Source organism: Pseudomonas azotoformans, assembly GCF_900103345.1.
GTDB lineage: Bacteria > Pseudomonadota > Gammaproteobacteria > Pseudomonadales > Pseudomonadaceae > Aquipseudomonas > Aquipseudomonas azotoformans.
In genome coordinates, this window is sequence record NZ_LT629702.1 from 3,489,278 (window position 1) to 3,513,786 (window position 24,509).

28 protein-coding genes and 1 pseudogene are annotated in these 24,509 nt (G+C 60.9%); 12 read left to right on the forward strand and 17 right to left on the reverse strand.

All coding sequences use genetic code 11. The features are described from left to right. Positions 1-19: 19 nt before the first annotated feature. A pseudogene (locus BLR69_RS31365) lies at positions 20-124 on the forward strand (outer membrane lipoprotein carrier protein LolA); the annotation flags it as partial. A 21-nt stretch (positions 125-145) separates the two neighbouring features. Here BLR69_RS31365 and BLR69_RS15650 read toward each other — a convergent pair. After that, positions 146-688 (reverse strand): YaeQ family protein, encoded by a 543-nt coding sequence (locus BLR69_RS15650; RefSeq protein WP_032858231.1) that lies wholly within the window; start codon positions 686-688, stop codon positions 146-148. A 136-nt stretch (positions 689-824) separates the two neighbouring features. Here BLR69_RS15650 and BLR69_RS15655 point away from each other — a divergent pair, with 136 nt between their 5' ends. Then, positions 825-2,024 (forward strand): CaiB/BaiF CoA transferase family protein, encoded by a 1,200-nt coding sequence (locus tag BLR69_RS15655; RefSeq protein WP_071496474.1) that lies wholly within the window; start codon positions 825-827, stop codon positions 2,022-2,024. Next, complete coding sequence (locus tag BLR69_RS15660; protein ID WP_071496473.1) at positions 2,024-2,896, forward strand: TIGR02285 family protein; 873 nt, start codon at positions 2,024-2,026, stop codon at positions 2,894-2,896. The genes BLR69_RS15655 and BLR69_RS15660 overlap by 1 nt, the downstream gene beginning before the upstream one ends. Positions 2,897-3,066: 170 nt before the next feature. Here BLR69_RS15660 and BLR69_RS15665 read toward each other — a convergent pair whose 3' ends face one another. Beyond that, positions 3,067-3,351, reverse strand: a complete 285-nt coding sequence (locus BLR69_RS15665; protein ID WP_071496472.1) for a DUF3509 domain-containing protein — start codon at positions 3,349-3,351, stop codon at positions 3,067-3,069. Between the two features lie 313 nt (positions 3,352-3,664). Between BLR69_RS15665 and BLR69_RS15670 the strand changes: the two genes are divergently transcribed. Next, positions 3,665-3,865 carry a hypothetical protein gene (locus tag BLR69_RS15670; RefSeq protein ID WP_043205840.1) on the forward strand — a complete coding sequence of 67 codons (201 nt, stop codon included), beginning with the start codon at positions 3,665-3,667 and terminating at the stop codon, positions 3,863-3,865. A gap of 88 nt (positions 3,866-3,953) precedes the next feature. Here the strand turns inward: BLR69_RS15670 and thrC are convergent, their stop codons facing one another. The 10 genes from thrC to ffh form a co-directional block, all read right to left on the reverse strand. Continuing rightward, entirely contained in the window at positions 3,954-5,363 is a 1,410-nt protein-coding gene (gene thrC / locus BLR69_RS15675; RefSeq protein WP_071496471.1) for a threonine synthase, read from the reverse strand. A gap of 67 nt (positions 5,364-5,430) precedes the next feature. Continuing rightward, a complete protein-coding gene (locus BLR69_RS15680) occupies positions 5,431-6,735 on the reverse strand; it encodes a homoserine dehydrogenase (protein WP_071496470.1) in 1,305 nt (434 codons plus the stop codon). A 129-nt stretch (positions 6,736-6,864) separates the two neighbouring features. Further along, complete coding sequence (locus BLR69_RS15685; protein ID WP_010207987.1) at positions 6,865-7,596, reverse strand: thioredoxin fold domain-containing protein; 732 nt, start codon at positions 7,594-7,596, stop codon at positions 6,865-6,867. 139 nt (positions 7,597-7,735) lie between these two features. Next, positions 7,736-8,632, reverse strand: a complete 897-nt coding sequence (xerD, locus tag BLR69_RS15690; RefSeq protein ID WP_058423323.1) for a site-specific tyrosine recombinase XerD — start codon at positions 8,630-8,632, stop codon at positions 7,736-7,738. A 124-nt stretch (positions 8,633-8,756) separates the two neighbouring features. Next, entirely contained in the window at positions 8,757-9,170 is a 414-nt protein-coding gene (locus BLR69_RS15695) for an acyl-CoA thioesterase (RefSeq protein ID WP_003193963.1), read from the reverse strand. Between the two features lie 82 nt (positions 9,171-9,252). Further along, positions 9,253-9,603 (reverse strand): 50S ribosomal protein L19, encoded by a 351-nt coding sequence (gene rplS / locus BLR69_RS15700; protein WP_003175895.1) that lies wholly within the window; start codon positions 9,601-9,603, stop codon positions 9,253-9,255. A gap of 45 nt (positions 9,604-9,648) precedes the next feature. Beyond that, positions 9,649-10,422, reverse strand: a complete 774-nt coding sequence (gene trmD / locus BLR69_RS15705; RefSeq protein WP_172832132.1) for a tRNA (guanosine(37)-N1)-methyltransferase TrmD — start codon at positions 10,420-10,422, stop codon at positions 9,649-9,651. Continuing rightward, positions 10,404-10,940, reverse strand: coding sequence for a ribosome maturation factor RimM (gene rimM / locus BLR69_RS15710; protein WP_053135622.1), 537 nt, complete (start codon positions 10,938-10,940; stop codon positions 10,404-10,406). Before rimM ends, trmD begins: the two co-directional genes overlap by 19 nt. Positions 10,941-10,945: 5 nt before the next feature. Further along, positions 10,946-11,197: a 30S ribosomal protein S16 gene (rpsP, locus tag BLR69_RS15715; protein WP_003175899.1), complete on the reverse strand. Its 252-nt coding sequence runs from the start codon at positions 11,195-11,197 to the stop codon at positions 10,946-10,948. Positions 11,198-11,448: 251 nt separating this feature from the next. Then, the gene (ffh, locus tag BLR69_RS15720) at positions 11,449-12,825 is read right to left on the reverse strand and encodes a signal recognition particle protein (RefSeq protein WP_003193965.1); all 1,377 of its coding nucleotides are present in this window, start codon (positions 12,823-12,825) and stop codon (positions 11,449-11,451) included. 220 nt (positions 12,826-13,045) lie between these two features. Between ffh and BLR69_RS15725 the strand changes: the two genes are divergently transcribed. The 3 genes from BLR69_RS15725 (at position 13,046) to BLR69_RS15735 (ending at position 16,764) form a co-directional block, all read left to right on the forward strand. Further along, positions 13,046-13,858 carry a cytochrome C assembly family protein gene (locus BLR69_RS15725; RefSeq protein ID WP_071489286.1) on the forward strand — a complete coding sequence of 271 codons (813 nt, stop codon included), beginning with the start codon at positions 13,046-13,048 and terminating at the stop codon, positions 13,856-13,858. Positions 13,859-13,870: 12 nt separating this feature from the next. Next, complete coding sequence (locus tag BLR69_RS15730) at positions 13,871-15,109, forward strand: transporter associated domain-containing protein (protein ID WP_071496469.1); 1,239 nt, start codon at positions 13,871-13,873, stop codon at positions 15,107-15,109. Positions 15,110-15,450: 341 nt separating this feature from the next. Further along, the gene (locus BLR69_RS15735; RefSeq protein ID WP_071496468.1) at positions 15,451-16,764 is read left to right on the forward strand and encodes an MFS transporter; all 1,314 of its coding nucleotides are present in this window, start codon (positions 15,451-15,453) and stop codon (positions 16,762-16,764) included. Between the two features lie 102 nt (positions 16,765-16,866). Here the strand turns inward: BLR69_RS15735 and purT are convergent, their stop codons facing one another. The 5 genes from purT to BLR69_RS15760 form a co-directional block, all read right to left on the reverse strand. Then, entirely contained in the window at positions 16,867-18,048 is a 1,182-nt protein-coding gene (gene purT / locus BLR69_RS15740) for a formate-dependent phosphoribosylglycinamide formyltransferase (RefSeq protein WP_071496467.1), read from the reverse strand. Positions 18,049-18,117: 69 nt separating this feature from the next. Beyond that, the gene (locus tag BLR69_RS15745) at positions 18,118-18,585 is read right to left on the reverse strand and encodes a VUT family protein (RefSeq protein ID WP_015885703.1); all 468 of its coding nucleotides are present in this window, start codon (positions 18,583-18,585) and stop codon (positions 18,118-18,120) included. A gap of 162 nt (positions 18,586-18,747) precedes the next feature. Next, on the reverse strand, positions 18,748-18,963 hold the full coding sequence (locus BLR69_RS15750) for a DUF1289 domain-containing protein (RefSeq protein WP_071496466.1): 216 nt from the start codon (positions 18,961-18,963) through the stop codon (positions 18,748-18,750). Further along, positions 18,960-19,484 (reverse strand): gamma carbonic anhydrase family protein, encoded by a 525-nt coding sequence (locus tag BLR69_RS15755; protein WP_010207972.1) that lies wholly within the window; start codon positions 19,482-19,484, stop codon positions 18,960-18,962. The genes BLR69_RS15750 and BLR69_RS15755 overlap by 4 nt, the downstream gene beginning before the upstream one ends. Before the next feature lie 36 nt (positions 19,485-19,520). Then, complete coding sequence (locus BLR69_RS15760) at positions 19,521-20,123, reverse strand: CoA pyrophosphatase (RefSeq protein ID WP_071496465.1); 603 nt, start codon at positions 20,121-20,123, stop codon at positions 19,521-19,523. Between the two features lie 146 nt (positions 20,124-20,269). On the opposite strand from BLR69_RS15760, the gene BLR69_RS15765 reads away from it, so the two are divergent. From BLR69_RS15765 to BLR69_RS15785, 5 genes are all read left to right on the forward strand, one after another. Next, positions 20,270-20,818: an NUDIX hydrolase gene (locus BLR69_RS15765; RefSeq protein WP_071496464.1), complete on the forward strand. Its 549-nt coding sequence runs from the start codon at positions 20,270-20,272 to the stop codon at positions 20,816-20,818. Positions 20,819-20,835: 17 nt separating this feature from the next. Continuing rightward, positions 20,836-21,339, forward strand: a complete 504-nt coding sequence (locus BLR69_RS15770; protein ID WP_058423331.1) for a L,D-transpeptidase family protein — start codon at positions 20,836-20,838, stop codon at positions 21,337-21,339. A gap of 263 nt (positions 21,340-21,602) precedes the next feature. Continuing rightward, positions 21,603-22,361: a GntR family transcriptional regulator gene (locus BLR69_RS15775; RefSeq protein WP_071496463.1), complete on the forward strand. Its 759-nt coding sequence runs from the start codon at positions 21,603-21,605 to the stop codon at positions 22,359-22,361. A 10-nt stretch (positions 22,362-22,371) separates the two neighbouring features. Then, on the forward strand, positions 22,372-23,478 hold the full coding sequence (gene nagA, locus BLR69_RS15780) for an N-acetylglucosamine-6-phosphate deacetylase (RefSeq protein ID WP_071496462.1): 1,107 nt from the start codon (positions 22,372-22,374) through the stop codon (positions 23,476-23,478). After that, positions 23,459-24,481 (forward strand): SIS domain-containing protein, encoded by a 1,023-nt coding sequence (locus tag BLR69_RS15785; RefSeq protein WP_134434977.1) that lies wholly within the window; start codon positions 23,459-23,461, stop codon positions 24,479-24,481. The genes nagA and BLR69_RS15785 overlap by 20 nt, the downstream gene beginning before the upstream one ends. The last annotated feature ends 28 nt before the right edge of the window (positions 24,482-24,509 follow it).

The following is a 24,509-nucleotide window of genomic DNA, read 5'->3' on the forward strand; positions in this document are numbered from 1 at the left end:
GGTGGTGACTTCTCTTTGATTGACTGTAGGAGCGAACTTGCTCGCGAAGGTGGTCAACGATGACGCAGGGTGCCTGGTTGAACGCGGTGCCCTCAGATTTTTCGCGAGCAAGCTCGCTCCTACAGAGAACAGCGCGCGCCCACAGTCAACCGCGTTCGCCAACCAGCCATTGCAGTTGTACTTCGTGTTGGCCGCGGTCGTCGGTGACGAAGATCGTGCCTTCGCTGATCATCACGTCCCACTTGATAACACGCGGCATGTCCTTGGCCAGGGTCTCAAGGACTTCCTGCGGCACGGCAGCGATGTGTACGTTTTTCAGGTTGTTTGCCACCGGCACCACCTTGCCTTCCCACACACGCAAGCTGCCGTAGGCCAGCAGGCTGGTGCGTTCGGTGCGGCGCGAACACCAGGTGAGGCGGTCGGCATCGGGCTGGCCGACTTCGATCCAGTGCAACACCCGGTCATCCAGGCTTTTTTCCCACAGGGCTGGCTCGTCTACATCTGACAGGCCACGCCCGAACGACAACTGCTCGTTGTACCAGAGGGCGTAGGCCAGCAGGCGCACGGTCATGCGCTCTTCGGTTTCCGACGGGTGGCGGGCGATGGTCTGTTTGACGCTCTCGTACACCGAGCGGTCGAGGTCGGTGAGGTTGAGTTCGAATTTGTAGGTCGTGGACGGCTGGGCCATGAACGGGCTTCTAGAGACAGGGAAAGGCGGCCAGTCTAACCGATGACGAGGCCAATCAACGAATCCGGCGCTGCCCTGGGCAGCTCGCCTATGTTAAAAGGCATCACACCACCGCCCTGCGCAGACAAGGATCCTCATGTCGTTTAATGCCAAACCGCTTGCCGGCCTGAAAGTCATCGAACTCGGCACCCTGATCGCCGGCCCGTTCGCCTCACGTATCTGCGCCGAATTCGGCGCCGAGGTGATCAAGGTCGAATCGCCGGACGGCGGCGACCCGCTGCGAAAATGGCGCAAGTTGTACGAGGGCACTTCACTGTGGTGGTTCGTGCAGGCGCGCAACAAGCAGTCACTGACGCTGAACCTCAAGCACCCGGACGGCCTGGCCATTCTCAAGAAGCTGTTGGCGGACGCCGACATCCTGATCGAGAACTTCCGCCCCGGCGTGCTGGAAAAGCTCGGCCTGAGTTGGGAGACCCTGCACGCGCTGAACCCCAAGTTGGTGATGGTGCGTCTCTCCGGCTTTGGCCAGACCGGGCCGATGAAAGACCAGCCAGGGTTCGGTGCTGTGGGTGAATCCATGGGCGGCCTGCGCTATATCACCGGTTTCGAAGACCGCCCGCCGGTACGCACCGGCATTTCCATCGGCGACTCGATTGCCGCGTTGTGGGCGGTGATCGGCGCACTGATGGCGCTGCGTCATCGCGAGGTCAACGGTGGCCTGGGCCAGGTGGTGGATGTGGCGCTGTACGAAGCCATCTTCGCCATGATGGAAAGCATGATCCCGGAGTTCGACGTGTTCGGCTTTATTCGCGAACGCACCGGCAACATCATGCCCGGCATCACGCCTTCGTCCATCCATACGAGCGCCGACGGCAAGCATGTGCAGATCGGCGCCAATGGCGATGCGATCTTCAAGCGTTTCATGTCGGCCATCGACCGTGAAGATTTGGCCAACGATCCGGTACTGGCCAGCAACGACGGGCGTGATAGCCGCCGCGACGAGCTGTATGGAGTGATCGATCGTTGGGTGAACTCGCTGCCGCTGGATCAGGTGATAGACGTGCTGAACAAAGCCGAGGTGCCTGCCAGCCGGATCTACAGTGCCGAGGACATGTTGGGCGACCCGCAATTCCTCGCCAGGGAAATGTTCCTCAAGGCCCAGCTTCCCGGCGGCAAGGAATTCAAGATGCCGGGCATCGTGCCCAAGCTGTCGGAAACGCCGGGCAGCTGTGAATGGGTGGGGCCGCAACTGGGTGAACATAACAGCGTAGTGCTCGGCGGGCTGGGTTATGACGCTGCTGGCATTGTGCGTCTGCGCGAGAAAGGCGTGATCTGATGGCCCGTAGGGTTGCTCAGTTGTACCTCGCGATCATGATGGCCTGCGCCTGGCCTCTACCGGCCAATGCCGAGGACACACTGATCTGGCTTTTGCGCGATTTACCGCCGCTGACCATTTTCGAAGGCCCGCGCAAAGGCCAGGGCGCACTGGACCAACTGTTGCCGAGGCTGATCGAGCACCTGCCGGAATACCGGCACCAAGTGCTGCACGTCAATCGCGCACGGGGCACACAAATGCTGCGCGAGCCCACATTCACCTGTGATCCTTCCTTGTTGTGGACCGCCGAGCGGGCCAGGTACGTGGTGTTTTCCAACCAGGCCTTTGTGGTCGCCAGCAATGGGATCACGATCCGGCGCAGCCAGCAGGAAGCCATGGCCGCCTATATCTCCCAGGGCCAGTTTGACCTGCAGGCGTTCCTCGATGCGCACAAGGCACGGGTGGGCGCTACTGCGGAGCGCAGCTACGGGCCTCTTATTGATACACAGCTCAAACAGGCCGACACGCACACACTCGCGCTGCACTACGGCAACGATGCACTGGGCAGCCTGTTACAAATGCAGCGGCTGGGTCGCTTGGAGGCCGTGCTGGGTTACTGGCCGGAGATCCGCTACCACGCGATGCAGCAAGGCATCGCCTCGGATGACCTGAGCTTCTACCCGATCAAAGGCTCGGCGCCGTATCAGCGTACGCACATCGGCTGCTCGGATACGCCCCAGGGGCGCCGGGCCATCAAACGAATCGACCAGATACTGCGCGAGATCCCGCTGGAACAAGTGCAGCAGTCGTATGCCTCATGGCTGGACCCGATCATGCGCACCCATTACCTGCGGGATAACCCGAGTTTTTTCCAGGACTCGCCAGAGCCGTGACAAATCGCAGGCAAAAAGAAACCCCAAAGAGTGGGGAGACACTTTGGGGTTAAACGTGGCCTACAAAGACCAGTACAGCAAGGCACAAACACCGGAGCACAATGTTTGCTCTTGCTGTTACAAAATCTGACCGGCCACGCTGTAGGAAGTTTCCACAGTTAAACAATTCTTCATGCGGCGGTGGCGTTGCGAGTCTGGGCTGCGTTGCGCAAGGCCGCGATGACCGAGGGCTCCAGACGTCCTTCGGCAATTTTGATGTCACGCAGCAGGCAATCCACCACATCCACCAGCATGCGCTTGTCCATCAATTGGGCGCGGTCGACGTCACGCTCGACCACGATGGCGCCAGCAGGATTCTTCACGGTTACCAGGCACTCGTCCTGCACACCAGAGGTGGTCAGCGTAACCTGATAAGGGCTCAGTGCTTCTTCGAGCAATAGGCTGATACTTTCCATCTCGATCACCACTCAATAGTTCGGGAACAATCGTTTCAACGGGAGCTGCATCTATCCTAAGTGACTGTTTGTGACGTAGGAAAGTTCGCTTTATCGTCTTTATGGGGCCGTCAGGGGGTGACGGATTCCAGCATGCGCTTGCAACATGACAACGAAAAAACGGTCGCACATAAGTGCTTACGCAATGGGCGGCTTTTTTGGGGTTTCCGGGCGTTGAGGCCCAAGGTGAATCCTATACTCGGTGGGCGCTGATTACTTTGCCTTGCAGGCAGGAGCGCATGTCAAAAGGCCCATATTGCGAAGGATAAATACGATGCTTGAACACGACAAAGAGCAAGCTGCGCTTGAGAAGATTCACGCCGACATATCACGCATTTATGCCGAGCAACGCAAACTCACTGCCGAGACACACAAGATAACCCGTGAGAATTTCTGGTATCCATTGGGCGTAGTCATGGCCATGTTTACGGCGTTCAGCACTGTCTTGGCCATCGTGCAGAAACTACTCACATAGCCGCGTGTACCAAACGGGGCCTGCCAGAAACGAAAAACGCCGCTGACCCAAGGAAGGGAAAGCGGCGTTTTTGTCTGCGCGGTGTGCCTTACAACGGCTTACCCCGGTTGCCATGCTGGCTCACAAACGCCTGCACGGCCTTCAGGTCATTGGCCAACACGGTGCAACGCTCTTCACGCTCGAACAGGTCAGCCAGGTGCACCGGCAACTCCAGCGCCTTGCCAACACCGGCCTTCTCCACCGCTTCCGGGAATTTCACCGGATGGGCGGTGCCCAGGATGACCATCGGGATATCCAGGCTGCGACGGCACTCGCGGGCGGCCTTCACGCCGATGGCGGTGTGCGGGTCGAGCAGCTCGCCGGTCTGGGCATAGACTTCAGCGATGGTTTCGCAGGTCTGCGCGTCGTCCACGGCCAGGGAGTCGAACAGCTTGCGGGTTTCGCTCCAGCGCTCTTCATCCACGCTGAAACCGCCGCCGCTCTTGAAAGTGTCCATCAAGCCGGCAATCGCCGCACCGTTGCGACCGTGCATGTCGAACAGCAGGCGTTCGAAGTTCGACGAGACCATGATGTCCATGGACGGCGACAAGGTCGCGTGCAGCGTTTCCTTGACGTACTGGTTGCCGCTCATGAAGCGGTGCAGGATGTCGTTGCGGTTGGTGGCAACGATCAACTGGTTGATCGGCAGGCCCATGTTCCGCGCCAGGTAACCGGCGAAAATGTCGCCGAAGTTACCGGTCGGCACCGAGAACGACACCGAACGCGCTGGGCCGCCCAACTGCAGCGATGCATGGAAGTAGTAGACGATCTGGGCCATGATCCGCGCCCAGTTGATCGAGTTCACCGCCACCAGGCGCGTGCCTTTGAGGAAGCTCTGGTCAGCGAAGCTGTTCTTGACCATTTCCTGGCAGTCATCGAAGTTGCCTTCGATGGCGATGTTATGGATGTTCTCGCCGAATATGGTGGTCATCTGGCGGCGCTGCACTTCTGACACACGCTTGTGCGGGTGCAGGATGAAGATGTCGACGTTTTCGCAGTGCTTGCAACCTTCGATGGCCGCCGAACCGGTATCACCGGAGGTGGCACCGATGATCACCACGCGCTCGCCGCGCTTCTCCAGCACATAATCCAGCAGGCGCCCCAGCAGTTGCAGGGCGAAGTCCTTGAACGCCAGGGTCGGGCCGTGGAACAGCTCCAGCACCCACTCGTTACCATTCAGTTGGCGCAGAGGCGCGATGGCGTTGTGGGAAAACACGCCGTAGGTTTCTTCGAGGATCTTCTTGAAATCGGCGTCGGGAATGCTGCCGGTGACGAACGGGCGCATCACCCGGAAGGCCAGCTCGTGGTACGGCAGGCCGGCCCACGAAGCGATCTCTTCCTGGGTGAAGCGTGGCAGGTTTTCCGGCACGTACAGGCCACCGTCAGTGGCAAGGCCTGCGAGCAGGACGTCTTCGAAATTCAGGGCCGGTGCCTGGCCGCGGGTGCTGATATAACGCATGACTGGCTCCTCTAGAGCATTTTTGAACAAGGGCCGCCGAAGCAGCGGGGCCCTTGCCGCAAAACCATTAGTTCAGGTGTTCGACGCGAATCCGCACCACCGGGCCGACCACGCCTTGCAGGGCTTCCAGGGCGGCGATGGCATCGTTGATGTGCTGTTCAAGCACGCGGTGAGTCAGCAGGATCATCGGCACCTGGCCGTTTTGCTCCTCGACTTCCTTCTGCATGATCGACTCGATATTGATACCGCGCTCGGACAGGATGCTCGCCACCTGGGCCAATACGCCCGGGTGATCCTGGGCCTGGATGCGCAGGTAGTAGGCGCTTTCGCAGGCTTCGATCGGCAGGATCGGGTGGGCCGACAGCGAGTCCGGCTGGAAGGCCAGGTGCGGCACGCGGTTTTCCGGGTCGCTGGTCATCGCACGCACCACGTCCACCAGGTCGGCGATCACCGACGAAGCGGTTGGCTCCATGCCGGCGCCTGCGCCGTAGAACAACGTGGAACCGGCGGCGTCACCGTTGACCATCACCGCGTTCATCACGCCATTGACGTTGGCGATCAGGCGGTCGGCCGGGATCAGCGTCGGGTGCACACGCAACTCGATACCGGCTGAGGTGCTGCGCGCAACGCCCAGGTGCTTGATGCGGTAGCCCAGGGCTTCGGCGTAGTTCACGTCGGCGGTGGTCAGCTTGGTGATGCCTTCGGTGTAGGCCTTGTCGAACTGCAGCGGGATACCAAAGGCGATGGACGCCAGGATGGTCAGCTTGTGCGCCGCGTCGATACCTTCCACGTCAAAGGTCGGGTCGGCTTCGGCGTAACCCAGGGCCTGGGCCTCGGCGAGAACGTCTTCGAAGGTGCGACCCTTCTCGCGCATTTCGGTGAGGATGAAGTTGCCGGTGCCGTTGATGATGCCGGCCACCCAGTTGATGCGGTTGGCGGAGAGGCCTTCACGGATCGCCTTGATTACCGGGATGCCACCGGCCACGGCGGCTTCGAATGCCACGATCACGCCCTTCTCGCGCGCCTTGGCGAAGATCTCGTTGCCGTGCACCGCGATCAGCGCCTTGTTGGCGGTAACCACGTGCTTGCCGTTCTCGATGGCCTTGAGCACCAACTCGCGGGCCACGGTGTAGCCGCCCACCAGCTCGATGACGATATCGATTTCAGGGTTGGTGGCCACGGCGAAGACATCGTTGGTAATCGCAATACCGGTCGTTTCGAACTGAGGCTTTGGCGAACGCGTGGCAATTTGCGCCACTTCAATCCCGCGACCTGCACGGCGGGAAATTTCTTCAGCATTACGCTGAAGTACGTTGAAGGTGCCGCCACCGACGGTCCCTAACCCACAGATGCCTACTTTGACCGGTTTCACTGAAGAACTCCCCATGAAACGGCCGACGCGAGGTCGGCCGTGGAAAACAGCCGCACGACTGCGGCTTTCAATTAATGACCTGTCGACTTGTCCACAGGCCATGATCGTCAAAGGTTCGACGATGCTGGTTTATTTGGCACTCAGCGCCAGTTTCGCAACTTGTGGTGCCGGCTGGTAGCCCGGAATCACTTGGCCGTCAGCCAAAACGATGGCCGGTGTGCCGTTGACGCCGATGGACTGTCCCAGGGCAAACTGCTTGGAAACCGGGTTGGCGCATTTGGCGGCCTTGATTTCCTTGCCGTCGACCATCTTGTCCATCGCCGCTTTCTTGTCGGCCGAGCACCATACTGCCTGCAACTGCTCGTCACCCGGCGAACCCAGGCCCTGGCGCGGGAACGCAACGTAGCGCACCTCCACACCCAGCTTGTTCAACGCAGGCACTTCGGCGTGCAGCTTGTGGCAGTACGGGCAGGTGGTGTCGGTGAACACGGTGATGTGGGTCTTGGTCTCACCGATAGCCGGGTAAACCACAGTCTCGGCCACTGGAATGCCATTGATCAGCTTGGACACGCCCAGGCGTTCGGCTTTTTCAGTCAGGTTGACCGGCTTGCCATCCTTCAACTGGAACAGGTAGCCCTGGACGATGTATTGACCATCGGCACTGGCATACAACACGCGGCTGCCCTTGAGTTTGACTTCGTACAGGCCGGCCATCGGGCTGGCGCTGATGCTCTCGATCGGGGTGTCGAGCTGCAGGTTGGCCAGGCTCTTGCGGATGGTCTGCTCGGCAGCGTCATCGGCGAAGGCAAAGGTGGAAACCAACGCAATGGCTGCGGCGGCAATAATCTGGGTCAAGCGCATGGGAACTCCTGAAGGCAGATGCAGGGACGGGCAGTAACACTGCTTGGAAACACAGGTCTGGGTCGTCCCCTTTGCTAACCGACAAAGCCTACCACAGTTGGGCCGCAGGGCAGCCCGTGGCCGGATAAATTGGACGTTTTCAGCCTCGCGGGTGGTGCTTGGCGTGCATATCCTGCAAACGCGCGCGCGCCACGTGGGTGTAGATCTGGGTGGTGGACAAGTCGCTGTGCCCGAGCAGCATCTGCACCACACGCAAATCCGCACCGTGGTTGAGCAAATGCGTGGCGAATGCATGGCGCAGCGTGTGGGGTGACAGCGCCTTGCCGATCCCGGCGACCTTGGCCTGGTGCTTGATGCGGTGCCAGAAGGTCTGGCGTGTCATCTGCTCGCCACGCAGGCTGGGAAACAGCACATCGCTAGGACGTCCGCCGAGCAGTTCGCTGCGGGCATCGCGCATATAGCGCTCGACCCACACAATCGCCTCCTCGCCCATTGGCACCAGGCGCTCCTTGCTGCCCTTGCCCATCACCCGCAACACGCCCTGGCGCAGGTTGACTTGCTCCAGGGTCAGGCTGATCAGCTCGGTCACCCGCAGGCCACAGGCGTAGAGCACTTCGAGCATGGCGCGGTCGCGTTGACCGATGGCCTCGCTGAGGTCGGGGGCGGCGAGCAACGCCTCCACGTCGGCTTCCGACAGGGATTTGGGCAATGGCCTGCCAAGTTGTGGCATATCCACTTGCAGGGTGGGGTCGAGGGCGATCAGCTTTTCCCGCAACAGATAGCGATAAAAACCACGCACGCCGGAAAGAAATCGTGCGGTGGAACGTGGCTTGTAGTTCTGTTCCAGACGCCAGGCCAAGTGGTCGAGAATCAGCTCGCGGCCGGCGTTGATCAGCTCGAGGTTTTTCTCCTGCAACCAACCATTGAACAGCGCAAGGTCGCTGCGGTAAGCCTGGCGCGTGTTGTCCGAGAGGCCTTTTTCCAGCCACAGGGCGTCGAGGAAACGGTCGATCAATGGATGGTCAATGGCAGGCATGGGGGTTCGCACTTGGAAAAGGTGTTGTCAGCGACATCCTATCGCGGGCAAGCCCCCTCCCACAGAGGAATGCGTTCCAAATGTGGGAGGGGGCTTGCCCCCGATGGCCGCGACTCGATCTGAATCAGTCTACAAATCCAGGCAGCACCGGTACCGGGCGCTTGTCCGCATCAATGGCCACAAAACTGAACACACCCTGGATCGCCTTTTCGCGACCATCGGCACTCATGCTCTCGACGAACACTTCCACCTCGACCTTGAGGCTGGTGTTGCCGACCTTGATCACACGGCCGATCAGCTCGACGATGGAACCCGCCGGGATGGCGTGATTGAAATCGATACGGTCGGTAGAGACGGTCACCAGCGGCAACCGGCAAAAACGCGTGGCCGTGATGAACGACACTTCATCCATCCACGCCAAGGCGGTGCCACCGAACAAGGTGTTGTGGTGGTTGGTGGTCGGCGGGAACACAGCCTTGGTCACGTGGGTGACGGACAGGTCGGTGCGACGCTGGATTTCTTCAAGACGGGTGGTCATGGACAAATACCGGGAAAGGGACAAATTTCAGGCACAAAAAAGCAGCCCGTAGGCTGCTTTTTTCTGCATCGGGAAACTGGACTTAAGCCAGTTTTTCCTTGATGCGAGCTGCTTTACCGGACAGGTCACGCAGGTAGTACAGCTTGGCTTTACGTACGTCACCGCGACGCTTGACGGCCATGCTGTCGATTTGCGGGCTGTAGGTCTGGAAAGTACGCTCTACGCCAACACCGTTGGAGATTTTACGAACAGTGAAAGCACTGTTCACACCACGGTTACGCTTGGCGATTACCACGCCTTCGAACGCTTGCAGACGCGAACGGTCGCCTTCCTTCACTTTCACCTGAACGACAATGGTGTCGCCCGGGGCAAAGGTAGGGATCTCTTTGGTCATCTGCTCTGCTTCGAGTGCAAGGATGATTTTGTTAGTCATGCTGTGCTCCTAAGGTAAGTCAATGGACCTACCATCGATACGTTGTTAACTATCGTCCCGCGCGAGGATGTATTCCTCGAGCAGCTTCTTCTCTTCTCCAGAAAGCGAGCGGCTTTCCAGAAGATCGGCGCGTCGTTCATAGGTCCGACCAAGGGACTGCTGTAAACGCCAACGCCGGATGTGTGCGTGATTGCCACTTAGCAATACGTCGGGAACACGCTGATCCGCATACACCTCCGGTCGGGTGTAGTGCGGGCAATCCAGCAAACCATCCGTGAAGGAATCTTCCTCCGCGGAGTCCGCATGCCCTAAAGCTCCAGGCAGCAGTCGTGTAACCGCATCTATCAGGACCATCGCCGGCAGCTCGCCGCCAGACAGGACATAGTCCCCAATCGACCACTCTTCATCGACATGAGCTTCAATAAAACGCTCGTCAATGCCTTCATAGCGACCGGCAATCAGGATCAGTGCTTCCTCATTCGCCAGTTCGCGGACCCCAGCCTGTTTCAGCTGACGGCCTTGAGGGGACAGGTAAATCACCTTCGCCTTCTCCCCGGCAGCGGCCTTGGCCTGAACCAACGCGTCTTGCAGGGGCTTGATCTTCATCACCATGCCCGGACCACCGCCAAATGGGCGATCGTCCACAGTGTGATGTCGATCCGTCGTGTAGTCTCGCGGGTTCCAACAGGTAAGCTGCAACAGCCCCTGTTTCACCGCCCGACTGGTGATGCCGTACTCGCTGATGGCGGAAAACATCTCGGGAAACAAACTGATCACTTCAATGCGCAAATTAGCCACGCCTAGAAGTCCGCGTCCCATTCCACCTTCATCTCGCCCGCTGCCAGGTCGACGGCCAACACGCATTGCTCGGTATACGGCAACAGGCGTTCGCGATCATCCAGGCTGCCAGCGCAAGGCTTGACCACCATTACATCATTGGCGCCGGTTTCCAGAAGATGATCGATTTTCCCGAACAGTTGCCCGAGTTGATCAATAACCTTCAGACCTTCCAGCTGGTACCAGTAGTACTCGCCGTCGGTCAATTCAGGGAACAGGTTGCGCGGCACGCAGATCTCATAACCGGCCAGAAGACGAGCTTCCTCACGATCATCAAGACCCTTGAGCTTTGCGACCAGGAACTTGTCGCTCCCGCGTCCACTGACCAGCTCGACCTGTTTCACACTACCCTCGCGCTTGAGCGTCCAGGTTTTGTACTGCAACAGGTTTTCAGTCGGATCAGTAAAGGAATACACCTTCACTTCGCCGCGAACGCCATGAACCGAGTAAATCTTGCCGATAACGATCAAATCATCAGCAACAGCTGGCGTCGCGTTCATATTGCTCAGGCTGCGGCCTTAGCCGAGTCCTTCAACAGTTTTGCAACGCGCTCGGATGGCTGTGCACCCACGCTCAGCCAGTAGGCTACGCGCTCTTGGTTCACGGACAGACGAACTTCTTGACCACGAGCAACAGGGTTGAAGAAGCCAACCTGTTCCTTGTGCGAACCGTCGCGCGGGTTGCGGCTGTCGGTTACGGTCAAGTGGTAAAACGGGCGCTTTTTGGAGCCGCCAAGGGCAAGACGGATTGTTAGCATGTGAACATCGTTCCTGTAGTCGGTGCTGCAAATCTAAATGCACAGCGGGCATAGGTGCCCGAAAGGCCGCATATTCTAAGGAATATCCGGACTTTTGCAAATGTCTTTTTCTGGCGCCTATCAGCGTGCCACTCAGATCTGCTATAGAGCCGTCGGTTAAAACGGCGAGTCAGCGCCCGCCAACGGCGGGTTTGCTGGAGATCCCACATCCCTGTGGGTCGGAGCAGGAGCTGGGCTCCCGCTCGAATACTTTACATTTTAGGCATGCCGCCGCCGGGCAACATACCGCCCATGCCGCGCATCATCTTGGCCATACCGCCCTTGGCGGAGAATTTCTTCATCATCTTCTGCATCTGCTTGTGTTGCTTGATCAAGCGACCGATGTCCTGCACCTGGGTGCCGGAACCCATGGCGATCCGACGCTTGCGCGAACCGCTGATCAGCTCAGGGTCGCGGCGCTCGGCCGGGGTCATGGAGTTGATGATGGCTTCCATCTGCTTGAACTGCTTCTCTGCCGCGCCCTGGGCATTGCCCATCTGCGCCAGGTTCACACCGCCGATGTTCGGCAGCTTGTCCATCAGGCCGCCGAGGCCGCCCATGTTCTTCATCTGTTGCAGTTGGTCGCGGAAGTCTTCGAGGTCGAAGCCCTTGCCCTTCTTCAGTTTCTTGGCCAGCTTGTCGGCCTTGTCCTTGTCGAGGGTGGCTTCGGCCTGTTCGATCAGGCTGAGCACGTCGCCCATGCCGAGGATACGCGAGGCGATACGCTCAGGGTGGAACGGTTCGAGCGCTTCGCTCTTCTCGCCCATACCGATGAACTTGATCGGCTTGCCGGTGATGGCACGTACCGACAGCGCGGCACCGCCACGGGCATCGCCGTCGACCTTGGTCAGGATCACGCCGGTCAGCGGCAGTGCGTCGCCGAAGGCCTTGGCGGTGTTGGCCGCGTCCTGGCCGGTCATGGCGTCGACCACGAACAGCGTCTCGACCGGGTTGATCGCGGCATGCAACGCCTTGATCTCGCCCATCATCTCTTCATCGATGTGCAGGCGGCCGGCGGTATCGACGATGACCACGTCGATGAACTTGAGCTTGGCTTCTTTAATGGCAGCGTTGGCGATGTCGACCGGCTTCTGGCTCAGGTCGGACGGGAAAAAGGTCACGCCCACTTCGCCTGCGAGCATTTCCAGCTGCTTGATAGCGGCCGGACGGTACACGTCGGCCGACACTACCATCACGGACTTCTTCTTGCGCTCTTTAAGGAAGCGCGCCAGCTTGCCGGCGGTGGTGGTCTTACCCGCACCTTGCAGACCCGCCATCAAGACGACAGCCGGCGGCACCGCACTGAGGTTCAAGTCTTCATTGGCCGCGCCCATCAGGCTTTCGAGTTCGGCCTGGACGATCTTCACGAACGCCTGGCCTGGGGTCAGGCTGCGGGACACTTCGGTGCCCACCGCGCGCTCTTTGACCGAGTTGACGAAGTCCTTCACCACCGGCAAGGCCACGTCGGCTTCCAGCAACGCCATGCGCACTTCACGCAGGGTGTCTTTAATATTGTCCTCGGTCAGCTTGGCCTTGCCGGTAACGTGGCGCAGCGTCTGCGAGAGACGGTCAGTCAGATTTTCAAACATGCGCGATCCTTTCAGGCCCTATTCATAGACCGAGGTAATGGCGGCCCAGGCTGTGGTAAATCGCTATTAAAAACAGCGCTCGGCGAGCCTGCGGCGTGGGCAGGTCGCGGATTATAGCGAAGACTGCGTCCATGCACACCCGCTGTCTGGCCCGGGAGTCTTTCGTGTTGCGCGGGGGTATGCCAAACTCAGCGCCTTTCGGGCTTGCCTAACAGGATTTATGCTCCCTTTGTCACCCAGTTTGCTACCCAGCCTCGCCGCCGCCATCTTGTACGCCGCTGCGACCGTCTATCAGGGCACTCGTCTGGCCCAGGGCACCAAGGCGGACAAACGCCTGTTGGTAGGCCTTGGTGTCCTCGCCTTGCTCGCCCATGCGGCGAGCCTGTTCACGCACTTGATGACGCCGGTCGGCCTGGCCCTGGACTTTTTCAGTGCCGCCAGCCTGATCGCGGCGGCCGTCATCGCGCTGACCCTGATGGCCTGTTACCGGATCCCGGTCGAAAACCTGCTGGTGCTGCTCTTCCCGCTGGGCATGCTGACGGTGCTGCTGGCGCAATTCGCGCCCACCGGCACGGTGCCGGTGATTGATGAAGAGCCGGGCATCCTCGCCCACATCCTGCTGTCGATCCTGGCCTATGGCATGTTCACCATCGCGGTGTTCCAGGCCTTGCTCCTGCTGCTGCAGGACCACCAGCTCAAGCACAAGCACCCCTCCGGGCTGATCAAGAACTTCCCGCCGCTGCAAACCATGGAAAGCCTGCTGTTCGGCTTCCTGTGGGCCGGCTGGACCCTGCTCTCGCTGTCGCTGATCTCCGGCTGGCTGTTCTTCGAAAACCTGTTCGCCCAGCACCTGGTACATAAGACCCTGCTGGCCTGCCTGGCCTGGATCGTGTTCAGCGTCCTGCTGTGGGGCCGCAATCGCCTCGGCTGGCGCGGGCACAAGGCGATTCGCTGGACCCTGGCCGGTTTCTGCCTGCTGATGCTGGCCTATTTCGGCAGCAAGCTGGTTCGCGAATACATCCTGCATATCTGACGGGCGGCGATCATGGACAACTTGCCCTTGGAGCCGATGCTCGCGGTAATCGCCCTGCTGGTATTGTGGGCCGCGCTGTTCACCGCCATCGAGGCCGCCCAGCAACATTTGCTGGCCCTGCGCCCCGGTACACGCCAGGGGGACAAGGCGGCCACCCGCCTGAGCTTTCCGCGCAATAGCCTGATCCTGTGCAACAGCCTGTGTCGCGCCGCCGTGGTCATCCTGTGCACGCTGCTGGCCATTTACGCCTGGGCGCAGAACGGGCCATGGCTCGGCTGGCTGATCTCCTGCGCGATCCTGCTGATACTGGCCGACTACCTGCCCCGTGCCCTGGCCACACGCTATCCGCAAGCGGTACTGGGCTTCGGCAATACGCTACTGGGCGTGCCACTGAAAATCGTCTACCCCCTGGCCTGGCTGCTCAACGGTATCAGTCTGTTGCTGCTGCGCCCGTTTGCGCGCAAGACCGGCATGGTGAAGAAAAGCGACGAACCGCTGCCTGACCATGATGAAGAACCCGAACCCGAGGTCGCCGAAGGGCGCACCCCCGGCATGCCAGGCATCCATGCCCTGGACAACATCACCGTCAACGACATCCTGGTGCCTCGCAGCGAGGTGGACGGCATCAACCTGGATGACGACATCGAGGAGATCATCGAACAACTGCGCACCTCCCAGCGTACGCGGCTGCCGGTATTCCACAGCGACATCAACCAGGTCGAAGCCGTACTCAACACGCGGCAGATCCAGCACCTGTTGCCCGACGCCAGCCTGACCAAAGAGGCATTGCTCGCCGCCTGCCACGAGCCCTACTTCGTCCCGGAAAGCACCCCGCTGCAACTGCAACTGCTGAACTTCCACAAACAGCAGCGCCGCCTGGGCATGGTGGTGGATGAATACGGCGAAGTACTCGGCATCGTGACCCTGGAAGACATTCTCGAAGAAATCGTCGGTGAATTTGAAAGCGAACAAAGTGCGGACAACCCGCATATCGAAGCGCAACCGGATGGCCGCTACATCATCGACGGCGCCGCCTCGATCCGCGAATTGAACAAGAGCCTGAACTGGCACCTGCCCAGCGACGGCCCCAAGACCCTCAATGGCCTGGTGACCGAAGCGCTGGAGACCATTCCGGACTGCGCGGTGTGCCTGAAGATCGGCCGCTACCGCCTGGAAATCCTCGAGACCGAGGACAACCGGGTGAGCAAGGTGCTGATCTGGCATACCAGCCGGATGCCGGTCGCCGCTTAATTCACAGGCAAAAACACAATCAAATAATGTGGGAGGGGGCTTGCCCCCGATGGCCGAGTGTCAGTCGCCGCATCAAGTGGCTGATACACAGCTATCGGGGGCAAGCCCCCTCCCACATTTTGACTTGTTGTATGTTCAAACCCCTTCCTATAATCGGGACGGCTTACCAGAGCCCCGCCCGACCGCGTGCTACCCGCACTGAACGCGTCCTGGCACCGCCATACCGCGTCTGACCGGTGTTCGCTCCCATCCCGAGCCGCCCCGCGCGCTACCCTGATCCATGGGAGTTCGACCAATAATAATCCGCGTCCAAACGCGCAATGACCGTCAGGGATACCACCATGAGCACCACCTACAACGAGGCCGCGCCCGCCGCTGCCCCGACCAACTCGACCGCACGGGTCGCCACGGCGAGCATCGTCGGCACCGCCATCGAGTTCTACGACTTCTATATCTACGCCACGGCCGCTGCGCTGGTGATCGGCCCGGTGTTCTTCCCGCAGACCTCCGGCACCGCGCAGATGCTGGCGTCGTTCCTGACCTTCGGTATCGCCTTCATCGCCCGCCCACTGGGGTCGGCGCTGTTCGGTCACTTTGGCGACCGTATCGGGCGAAAATCGACCCTGGTGGCCTCGCTGCTGCTGATGGGCGTGTGCACCACGCTGATCGGTTTGTTGCCCGGTTATGACAGCATCGGGGCGTGGGCGCCGATCCTGTTGTGCGTGCTGCGTTTCGGCCAGGGCCTGGGCCTGGGCGGCGAATGGGGCGGTGCGGCGCTGCTGGCGACCGAGAATGCGCCCAAGGGCAAACGCGCCTGGTTCGGCATGTTCCCGCAGCTCGGCCCTTCGATCGGGTTCCTGGCAGCCAACGGCTTGTTCCTGATCCTGGCCATGAGTCTCAGCGATGAGCAATTCCGCAGTTGGGGCTGGCGCATCCCGTTCATCCTCAGCGCGGCGCTGGTGATGGTAGGCCTGTACGCACGGCTGAAGTTGCACGAGACGCCGGTGTTCGCCAACGCCGTCGCCAAGGAAGCGCCGGTCAAAGTGCCGTTGGTGGAACTGTTCAGCCAGCATTGGCTGCCGGTGTTGCTGGGCGCTGCGTCAATGGTGGTGTGCTATGCGTTGTTTTACATCACCACTGCGTTTTCCCTGAGTTATGGCGTTTCAACCCTGGGCTACAGCCGCGAGACCTTCCTCGGCCTGCTGTGCTTTGCGGTGCTGTTCATGGGCCTGGCGACTCCGCTGGCAGCCCTGGCGAGTGATCGTTACGGACGCAAACCGGTGCTGATTGTCGGTGCGATCCTGGCGATTCTGTCGGGCTTTACCATGGAGCCATTGCTCACCCACGGTTCGACCTGGGCGGTGGCGCTGTTCCTGGCGCTGGAGCTGTTCCTGATGGGCGTGACGTTCGCACCGATGGGCGCGCTGTTGCCGGAACTGTTCCCGACCCGCGTGCGTTATACCGGCGCTTCGGCGGCGTATAACCTGGGGGGAATTGTGGGGGCATCCGCCGCACCGTTCTTCGCGACCAAGCTGGTGGCGATGGGTGGGCTGAGTTATGTCGGTGGGTATGTGTCGGCGGCGGCGTTGCTCAGCCTGATTGCTGTGCTGTGCCTGAAAGAGACGCGGAACAATGACTTGAACAAGGTCGCCTGATAGACCGCTATCGGGGGCAAGCCCCCTCCCACATTTGGATGTATTCACAAATCTAACGCTGTGAACTGGATCAAGTGTGGGAGGGGCTTGCCCCCGATGCTTTTAGAGCTCTACTACAACCGCTTTGGAGGCACGGGTCGCTTTGGCCCGAGCCGCTTCAATCGACTCGTCCCGCGCCAACGCCACGCCCATGCGGCGCTGGCCATTCACTTCGGGCTTGCCGAACAGGCGCAGCGCGGTATCAGGTTCGCTCAACGCAGCGCCCAAGTTGGCGAACGCCGTCTGGGTCGACTGCCCTTCCACCAGGATCACCGCCGAGGCCGAAGGCCCGAACTGACGGATCAACGGGATCGGCAGGCCGAGAATGGCGCGAGCGTGCAGCGCGAACTGCGACAGGTCCTGGGAAATCAGGGTCACCAAACCCGTGTCATGCGGGCGTGGCGACACTTCGCTGAACCACACCTGATCGCCCTTGATGAACAGCTCCACGCCAAACAGGCCACGGCCACCCAGGGCCTCGGTCACCGCCTTGGCAACGCGCTCGGATTCGGCCAGGGCAATCGGGCTCATGGCCTGTGGCTGCCAGGATTCCTGGTAGTCGCCCTTCTCCTGACGGTGGCCGACTGGCGCACAGAAGGTGGTGCCGCCGATGTGGCGCACAGTCAGCAGGGTGATTTCGTAGTCGAAGTCGATAAAGCCTTCGATGATCACGCGGCCTTTACCTGCACGGCCGCCTTCCTGGGCGTAGTCCCAGGCTTTCTGCACGTCATCGACGCTGCGCAGCAGGCTCTGGCCCTTGCCCGACGAACTCATCACCGGCTTGACCACGCACGGGAAGCCCAGGTCCTGCACGGCCTTGCTGTAGTCTTCGAAGGTATCGGCGAAGTGGTACGGCGAGGTTGGCAGGTCCAACTCTTCGGCGGCCAGGCGGCGGATGCCTTCGCGGTTCATGGTCAGCGAGGTGGCGCGCGCGGTCGGGATCACGGTGAAGCCTTCGGCTTCCAATTCCACCAGGGTGGCGGTGGCGATGGCTTCGATTTCCGGCACGATAAAGTGCGGTTTTTCCGCCTCGATCACCGCACGCAGCGCGGCGCCGTCGAGCATGTTGATCACGTGGCTACGGTGCGCAACCTGCATGGCCGGCGCGTTGGCGTAGCGATCCACGGCAATCACTTCAACGCCCAGGCGCTGCAGTTCGATTACCACTTCCTTGCCCAGCTCACCGCAGCCACACAGCAAAACGCGGGTCGCGGTTGGCGACAATGGAGTTCCGATTCGGGTCATCTCAGGTCCTCAGGGGAGCGGATCATTGGGAGAAAGGCCGGCATTTTACATGAACTGCAGGAATTGGCCTCAGTTGGCGACGGCGCGCTTGCGGATGCGCCAGGCCATGATCAGCCACACCACCGTGACCCCGGCGAACTTCGACACCAGCGCAGTCCCCGCCACCGCCGGGGTAAGCGCGCCGATCAGGCCGAAGAAGATAAAGGTATCGAGGGGAATGCTCAGCGCCGAACTGATCCACAGGCGGTCGTGCAGCGGGCGCTTGGTGATGCTGAACACCAGCCAGTCGATACACTCGGACACCGCGAACGCCGTGGCGCTGGCCAGGGCAATGGCGGGGTCGGACGTGACGTACGACAGCACCAGCGCCGCCAGCATGGCAATAATTGCGCCGTGGCCGAAGCGGGTTTGCACCATGTCGCGCAGGATAAAGACCAGGCCACCCCAGGCGGACCAGATGACGTCCAGGTGCGGGGCGGTGGAGAAGGCGAAGTTGATCAGCACGACGCTGCTGATGTAGGCGATCAGGAAGAGCATGGGAGTGGACCTGTGAACAAGGGGCACAGGGTACTTCACATTTTAAAATATGTCGTCTGGGTGGACCCTATCGGGGGCAAGCCCCCTCCCACAGGTGACCGCGTTTAATCTGTAGGAATGCGGTCAAAATGTGGGAGGGGGCTTGCCCCCGATAGCGATCGATCAGTTGCCCGAGCGCTCAGGCATCATCCACACCAACCCACTCGCCAGCGCCCGCTCATGACATAACCCCAGCACCACCCGACGCTCGGCATTATCCATGCGGCTCCAGCGCGTAATCTCATCCACGGTCCGCTGGCAGCCGGTACAAATGTCGTCATCGTCCAGCGCGCAAATACTCACGCACGGCGACGCAACAGGACGTTCAATCGGGTTCATTCTTCCTGCTCGACCAGATCCCGCGCATAACGCTGCGAGTTATGCACATAGTGCGCGGCGCTGGCCTCGAGCATGCGTTTCTGCGCGTCGGTCAGTTCACGCACCACCTTGCCCGGCGAGCCCATCACCAGCGAACCATCGGGAATTTCCTTGCCTTCACCGATCAGCGAATTGGCGCCGATGATGCAGTGCTTGCCGATCTTGGCGCCGTTGAGGATCACCGCATTGATGCCGATCAGGCTGTAATCGTCCACCGTGCAACCGTGCAACATGGCGTTATGGCCGATGGTCACGCCGGTGCCGAGGGTCAGCGGGTAGCCCATGTCGGTGTGCATCACGCTGCCGTCCTGCACGTTGCTGTTCTTGCCGATCAGGATCAGTTCGTTGTCGCCACGCAACACCGCGTTGAACCAGACGTTGGCGCCCTCCTCCAGCTTGACCTTGCCCACCAGCGTGGCATTCGGCGCTACCCAGCTCTGCGGATGAGTCTCGACGCGGGCGTCGCCCAGGCGGTATTTCATGGTTTTTCCTCACGGCGGTGCCATTCAAGCGATGGCTTAGGTATTGATAAAACTCTTGGGCGGTTGATGCAGGCTGATCTTGGCGTCGTCATAGAGCAGGTTGATCAGCTCGACAATCATGATCGCCGTCAGCCCCCAGATCTTGTATTCGCCAAACCGATAGCTGGGCACGTACCAACTGCGGCCCTGGTAATCGATCCGGTGGGTATGTTCGCGCGGGTCCTGTCGGAAGAAGTCCAACGGCACGCTGAAAACCGCGGCAATTTCGGCATCGTTGGCCAGGTATTCGACGTAATCGGGTATGACGCCGACATACGGCGTAACCCGAATGCCATGCAGGGAGATCAAGGGGCTCAGCGGGCCGATGACTTCCACCAGGCCGGGCGGCAGGCCGATTTCTTCTTCGGCCTCGCGCAGCGCGGTGAAGATCAGGTCCGGGTCTTCGGGGTCGCGGCGCCCGCCGGGAAAGGCCACTTCGCCACCATGGGTCGACAGGCCGCTGGCGCGCAGGGTCAGGATCAGCTCAGGTTCGTCACTGCGGGTAATCGGCACCAACACCGCGGCCTCGGGGAAACGCCCGTCGGTTTCAAGCAGGTGGGGGGTGTGGTTGCTTACCCGGCGAAGTAGCTCGTCCAGCATGAGTCATCTCGGTCTGTTGGCTACCTTGCATCATGCACCAAAGCACGCAGGTGCCCAACCCCAAAACCCGCCCGGTGTCGCTAAACGACAACTTGCAGCGCCCTGCCCGTCACGCCAAGATAGGCGCACTTTCCAGGAACCCCAGCATGAATTTCTGCAGCCAGTGCGGTAAACCGGTTACCCAACGCATCCCCGAAGGCGACGGCCGCCTGCGCTTTGTGTGTGATCACTGCTCGACCATCCACTACCAGAACCCCAATATCGTTGCTGGCACGGTGCCGGTGTGGGGCGACAAAGTGCTGCTGTGCCGCCGCGCCATCGAACCGCGCCTGGGTTACTGGACCCTGCCCGCCGGCTTCATGGAGAACGGCGAGACCGTGGAACAGGCCGCCATGCGCGAAACCCTGGAAGAAGCCTGCGCCCGCGTGCACAACCTGAGCATCTACACGCTGATCGACGTGCCGCATATCAATCAGGTGCATATTTTCTACCGCGCCGACCTGCTTGACCTGGACTTCGCCGCCGGCCCCGAAAGCCTGGAAGTGCAGCTGTTCGACGAAGCCGACATCCCTTGGTCCGAGCTGGCGTTCCGCACAGTCGGGCGTACCCTCGAATACTATTTCGCTGACCGTCGGCAACAGGCGTTCCCGGTGCGCAGCGAGGCGGTAGAGCCGCGGGTGTTGCCCGCTCCATGACCAGGGATACCGTTTTAATGCGTTGGCTGCTTGCCCTTATCTGCCTGTCGTTCGCGACCCTGTCATCAGCCTCGACCGTGGAAACCCTGGGCGGCAAGACCGTCGAAAAGGTCCTGGTGCTCAAGTCCGCCCATCAGTTGCAGTTGATCAATGACGGCAAGCCGCTCAAGACCTACCGTATTTCCCTGGGCAAGAACCCCAAGGGCCACAAGCTGATCGAGGGTGACCGCCGCACGCCAGAAGGGCTTTACTGGATCGACTGGCGCAAGACCAGCGACCGCTTCAACCTAGCCATGCACATCTCCTACCCGAATATCAGCGACGCCGCACGCGCCCGCCGCGAAGGCGTGAAACCCGGCAGCATGATCATGATCCACGGCACCCCTGACACCGAGGATTACCCGGAGCAGTGGTTCCACACCCTGGACTGGACCGACGGCTGCATCGGCATGCGCAACGTGGACATGCGTGAAGTCTGGAACCTGGTCAAGGACGGCACACTGATCGAGATTCGTCCGTAATCTCGTACCGTTCGTAAAATAATTCAAAAAAAACTCCCGCCCCACTCTGCGCCCGCCGGTGAATACCAGTTCTCCCCCGCGGGCTGCGCCGTTCTGTGCTCGATAAAGACCTCTCTAATACCACTTGATATCAGGACCCATTGAGGAGCCCTGAAATCACTATTTGCACCGTTTTGGCTGCATTGACATGGTATTTAAGTGGTATTAATTTCCGGCCAATACCGGGCGACAACACTCCAATAACCGCATCGGAAACCTGACAGATGAACCCCATCCTGGCCCTGCGCCCCGACGATAAACAATCCACGCCGCTGTACCTGCAATTGGCGCGCAAACTGGAAGCAGCGATCCATGCCGGCCAGTGGACCTCCGAACAGGCCCTGCCCTCGGAGCGCGTCCTCAGCGAGCAATTGAGCATCTCGCGAGTCACCGCTCGCAAGGCGCTGGAAGTGTTGTTTGCCCAAGGGCTGATCCGCCGTAATCAAGGCTCCGGCACCTATATATCGCCACGCTTGGAACAGCCGCTGTCGCGCCTGTCGGGGTTCAGCGAAATGCTGCGGCTCAAGGGTTTTGTACCCAGCTCCCAATGGCTGGAGCGTGAACTGACCCAGCCGACCCACGAAGAGATGATCCGCCTGGGCCTGTCGCCCGCCGATAAAGTGGCACGCCTCAAACGCTTGCGTAAGGCTGATGACACGGTGATGGCGATTGAAATGAGCACCCTGCCCGCCTCGGTACTGCCGCACCCGCAAGGCATTGGCAATTCGCTGTACGAATACCTCGAAAGCATCGGCAAACCCATCGTGCGTGCCCTGCAGCATGTGCAGGCGATCAACGCCTCTGAAGAGTTCGCCAAGCTGGTCGGCATTGCCCCCGGCACCGCCATGCTGCTGATGACCCGGGTCGGCTACACCGCCGACAACACGCCGATTGAAATCACCGACACCTACTGCCGCAACGACTACTACGACTTCGTCGCAGAGCTGCGCCGCCATGACTATTCCGCTGAACTGCGAATCTAGAGAACTGCCCATGTCCGAAGACAACATCCTCACGCCCAACGGCTGGATTCGCGGCCGCCTGGTGCACGAGCACGGCAAAGTGATCGCCATCGAAGGCGCCCCCTGCGACCCGGCTGACAACGACCGGCCCTACCTGTTGCCAGGTTTTATCGACCTGCACGTCCACGGCGGTGGTGGCAAGGACATCATGGAAGGCAGCGATGCCTTCGAGACCATCACCCGCACCCACGTGCGTTTCGGTACGACTTCTCTGCTGGCCACGACCATGACTGCACCGGTGGATGAAATTTCCAGCGTACTCGGCCAACTCGGCACCTTCTGCGAACAGCGTCCGACGGGCAGCGCCCGCGTACTGGGTGTGCACCTGGAAGGCCCCTACATCAATCCGGGAAAACTCGGTGCCCAACCCAACTTCGCCCACACCGCGTTGATGGCCGAAGTGGAAGCCTACCTGCGCCTGGCACCGATCCGCGTAATCACCATCGCCCCGGAGATCGCCGGGCATGACGGCTTGATCCGCGCCCTCAGCGAACGCGGCGTGCGCATGCAGATCGGCCACACCCTGGGCAGCTATGAAGAAGGCGTCGCCGCCCTTGCTGCCGGCGCCACCAGCTTCACCCATTTGTACAACGCCATGAGCCCGCTGCATCACCGCGAGCCAGGCATCGTCGGCGCCGCGCTGGCACACGCCAAGTACGCCGAATTGATCCCGGATTTACTGCACGTGCACCCCGGCGCCATGCGCGTGGCACTGCGCTCGATCCCATGCCTGTACTGCGTCACTGATTCTACGGCTGCCGCTGGCATGCCCGATGGCGAGTACAAGCTGGGCAGCCACACCGTGACCAAATGCCTGGGCGGCGTGCGCCTGGCCGACGGCACCCTGGCCGGCAGCACGCTGACCATGGACCAGGCGCTGCGCAACCTGGTGAAGATCGGCCTGCCCATCAGCGAAGCCTCACAACGCCTGTCGCAATTTCCTGCGGACTACCTGGGCCTGGAAGAACGCGGCCGCCTGCAACCCGGCAGCTTCGCCGACTGCGTACGCCTGGACCGCTCCCTGACACTCACCGACGTAATGGTCGAAGGAGAAACCATTGACTTCAAAAATGCTTGAAGAGGCCCTGGCCTCCTGCGACGCCGTATCGGCGCAATTGCAACGCCTGGACCCGCTGCTGGAAGACGTCGCCGGTCGCCTGCGCCGCCAGCCGCCGCAAGTGGCGATGACCATCGCCCGGGGCAGCTCCGACCACGCCGCCAGCTACTTCGCCTACCTGGCCATGCAACACGTGGGCATTCCAGTGGCGTCGCTGCCGATGTCGGTGGTGACCCTGCTGCAAGCCCCGTTGAAAGTCAGCGGCCAAGTGGCGTTCGGTTTCTCGCAGTCGGGGCAAAGCCCGGACCTGGTCAACAGCTTGCGCCTGCTGCGCAAACGCGGCGCCCTGAGCATTTCGCTGGTCAACGCCGAAGACTCGCCGCTGGAAGCCGCCTGTGAATTCCATGTGCCGCTGTGCGCCGGGACGGAGCAAAGCGTTGCCGCCACCAAAAGTTTTATCGCCACCCTGAGTGCCAGCGCGCTGCTGATTGGCCACTGGAACCAGGAAGCCGATTTGCTCCAAGCCTGCCGCGCCCTGCCGGACGAACTGCGTGCCGCCGCCAAGCAGGACTGGACGGTCGCCATCGACGCCCTGCGCGACTGCCAGCAACTGATGGTGATCGGTCGAGGCGCCGGTTTTGCCATCGCCCAGGAAGCCGCGCTCAAGCTCAAGGAAACCTCGGCGATCCAGGCCGAAGCCTTCAGCAGCGCCGAGGTGCGCCACGGCCCGATGGCCTTGATTGGCGATAACTACCCCCTGCTGGTGTTCGCCCCGCGTGGCGCCGAGCAGGCGGGCCTGTTGAGCCTGGCCGCCGATATGCGCCAACGCGGTGCCCGCGTGTTGCTGGCCGCGCCGGACGACATCGCCGAGCGCGACCTGACCCTGACCCGCGCCGAACACCCGAGTTTGGACCCGATCCTGGCCATCCAAAGCTTTTACGTGATGGCCGCTGGCCTGGCTGAAGCCCGGGGCATGGACCCGGACCAGCCGCGTCACCTGAGCAAAGTTACCCGCACTCACTGAGTGGCGTTTTCCTGATGAGTACCGTGCC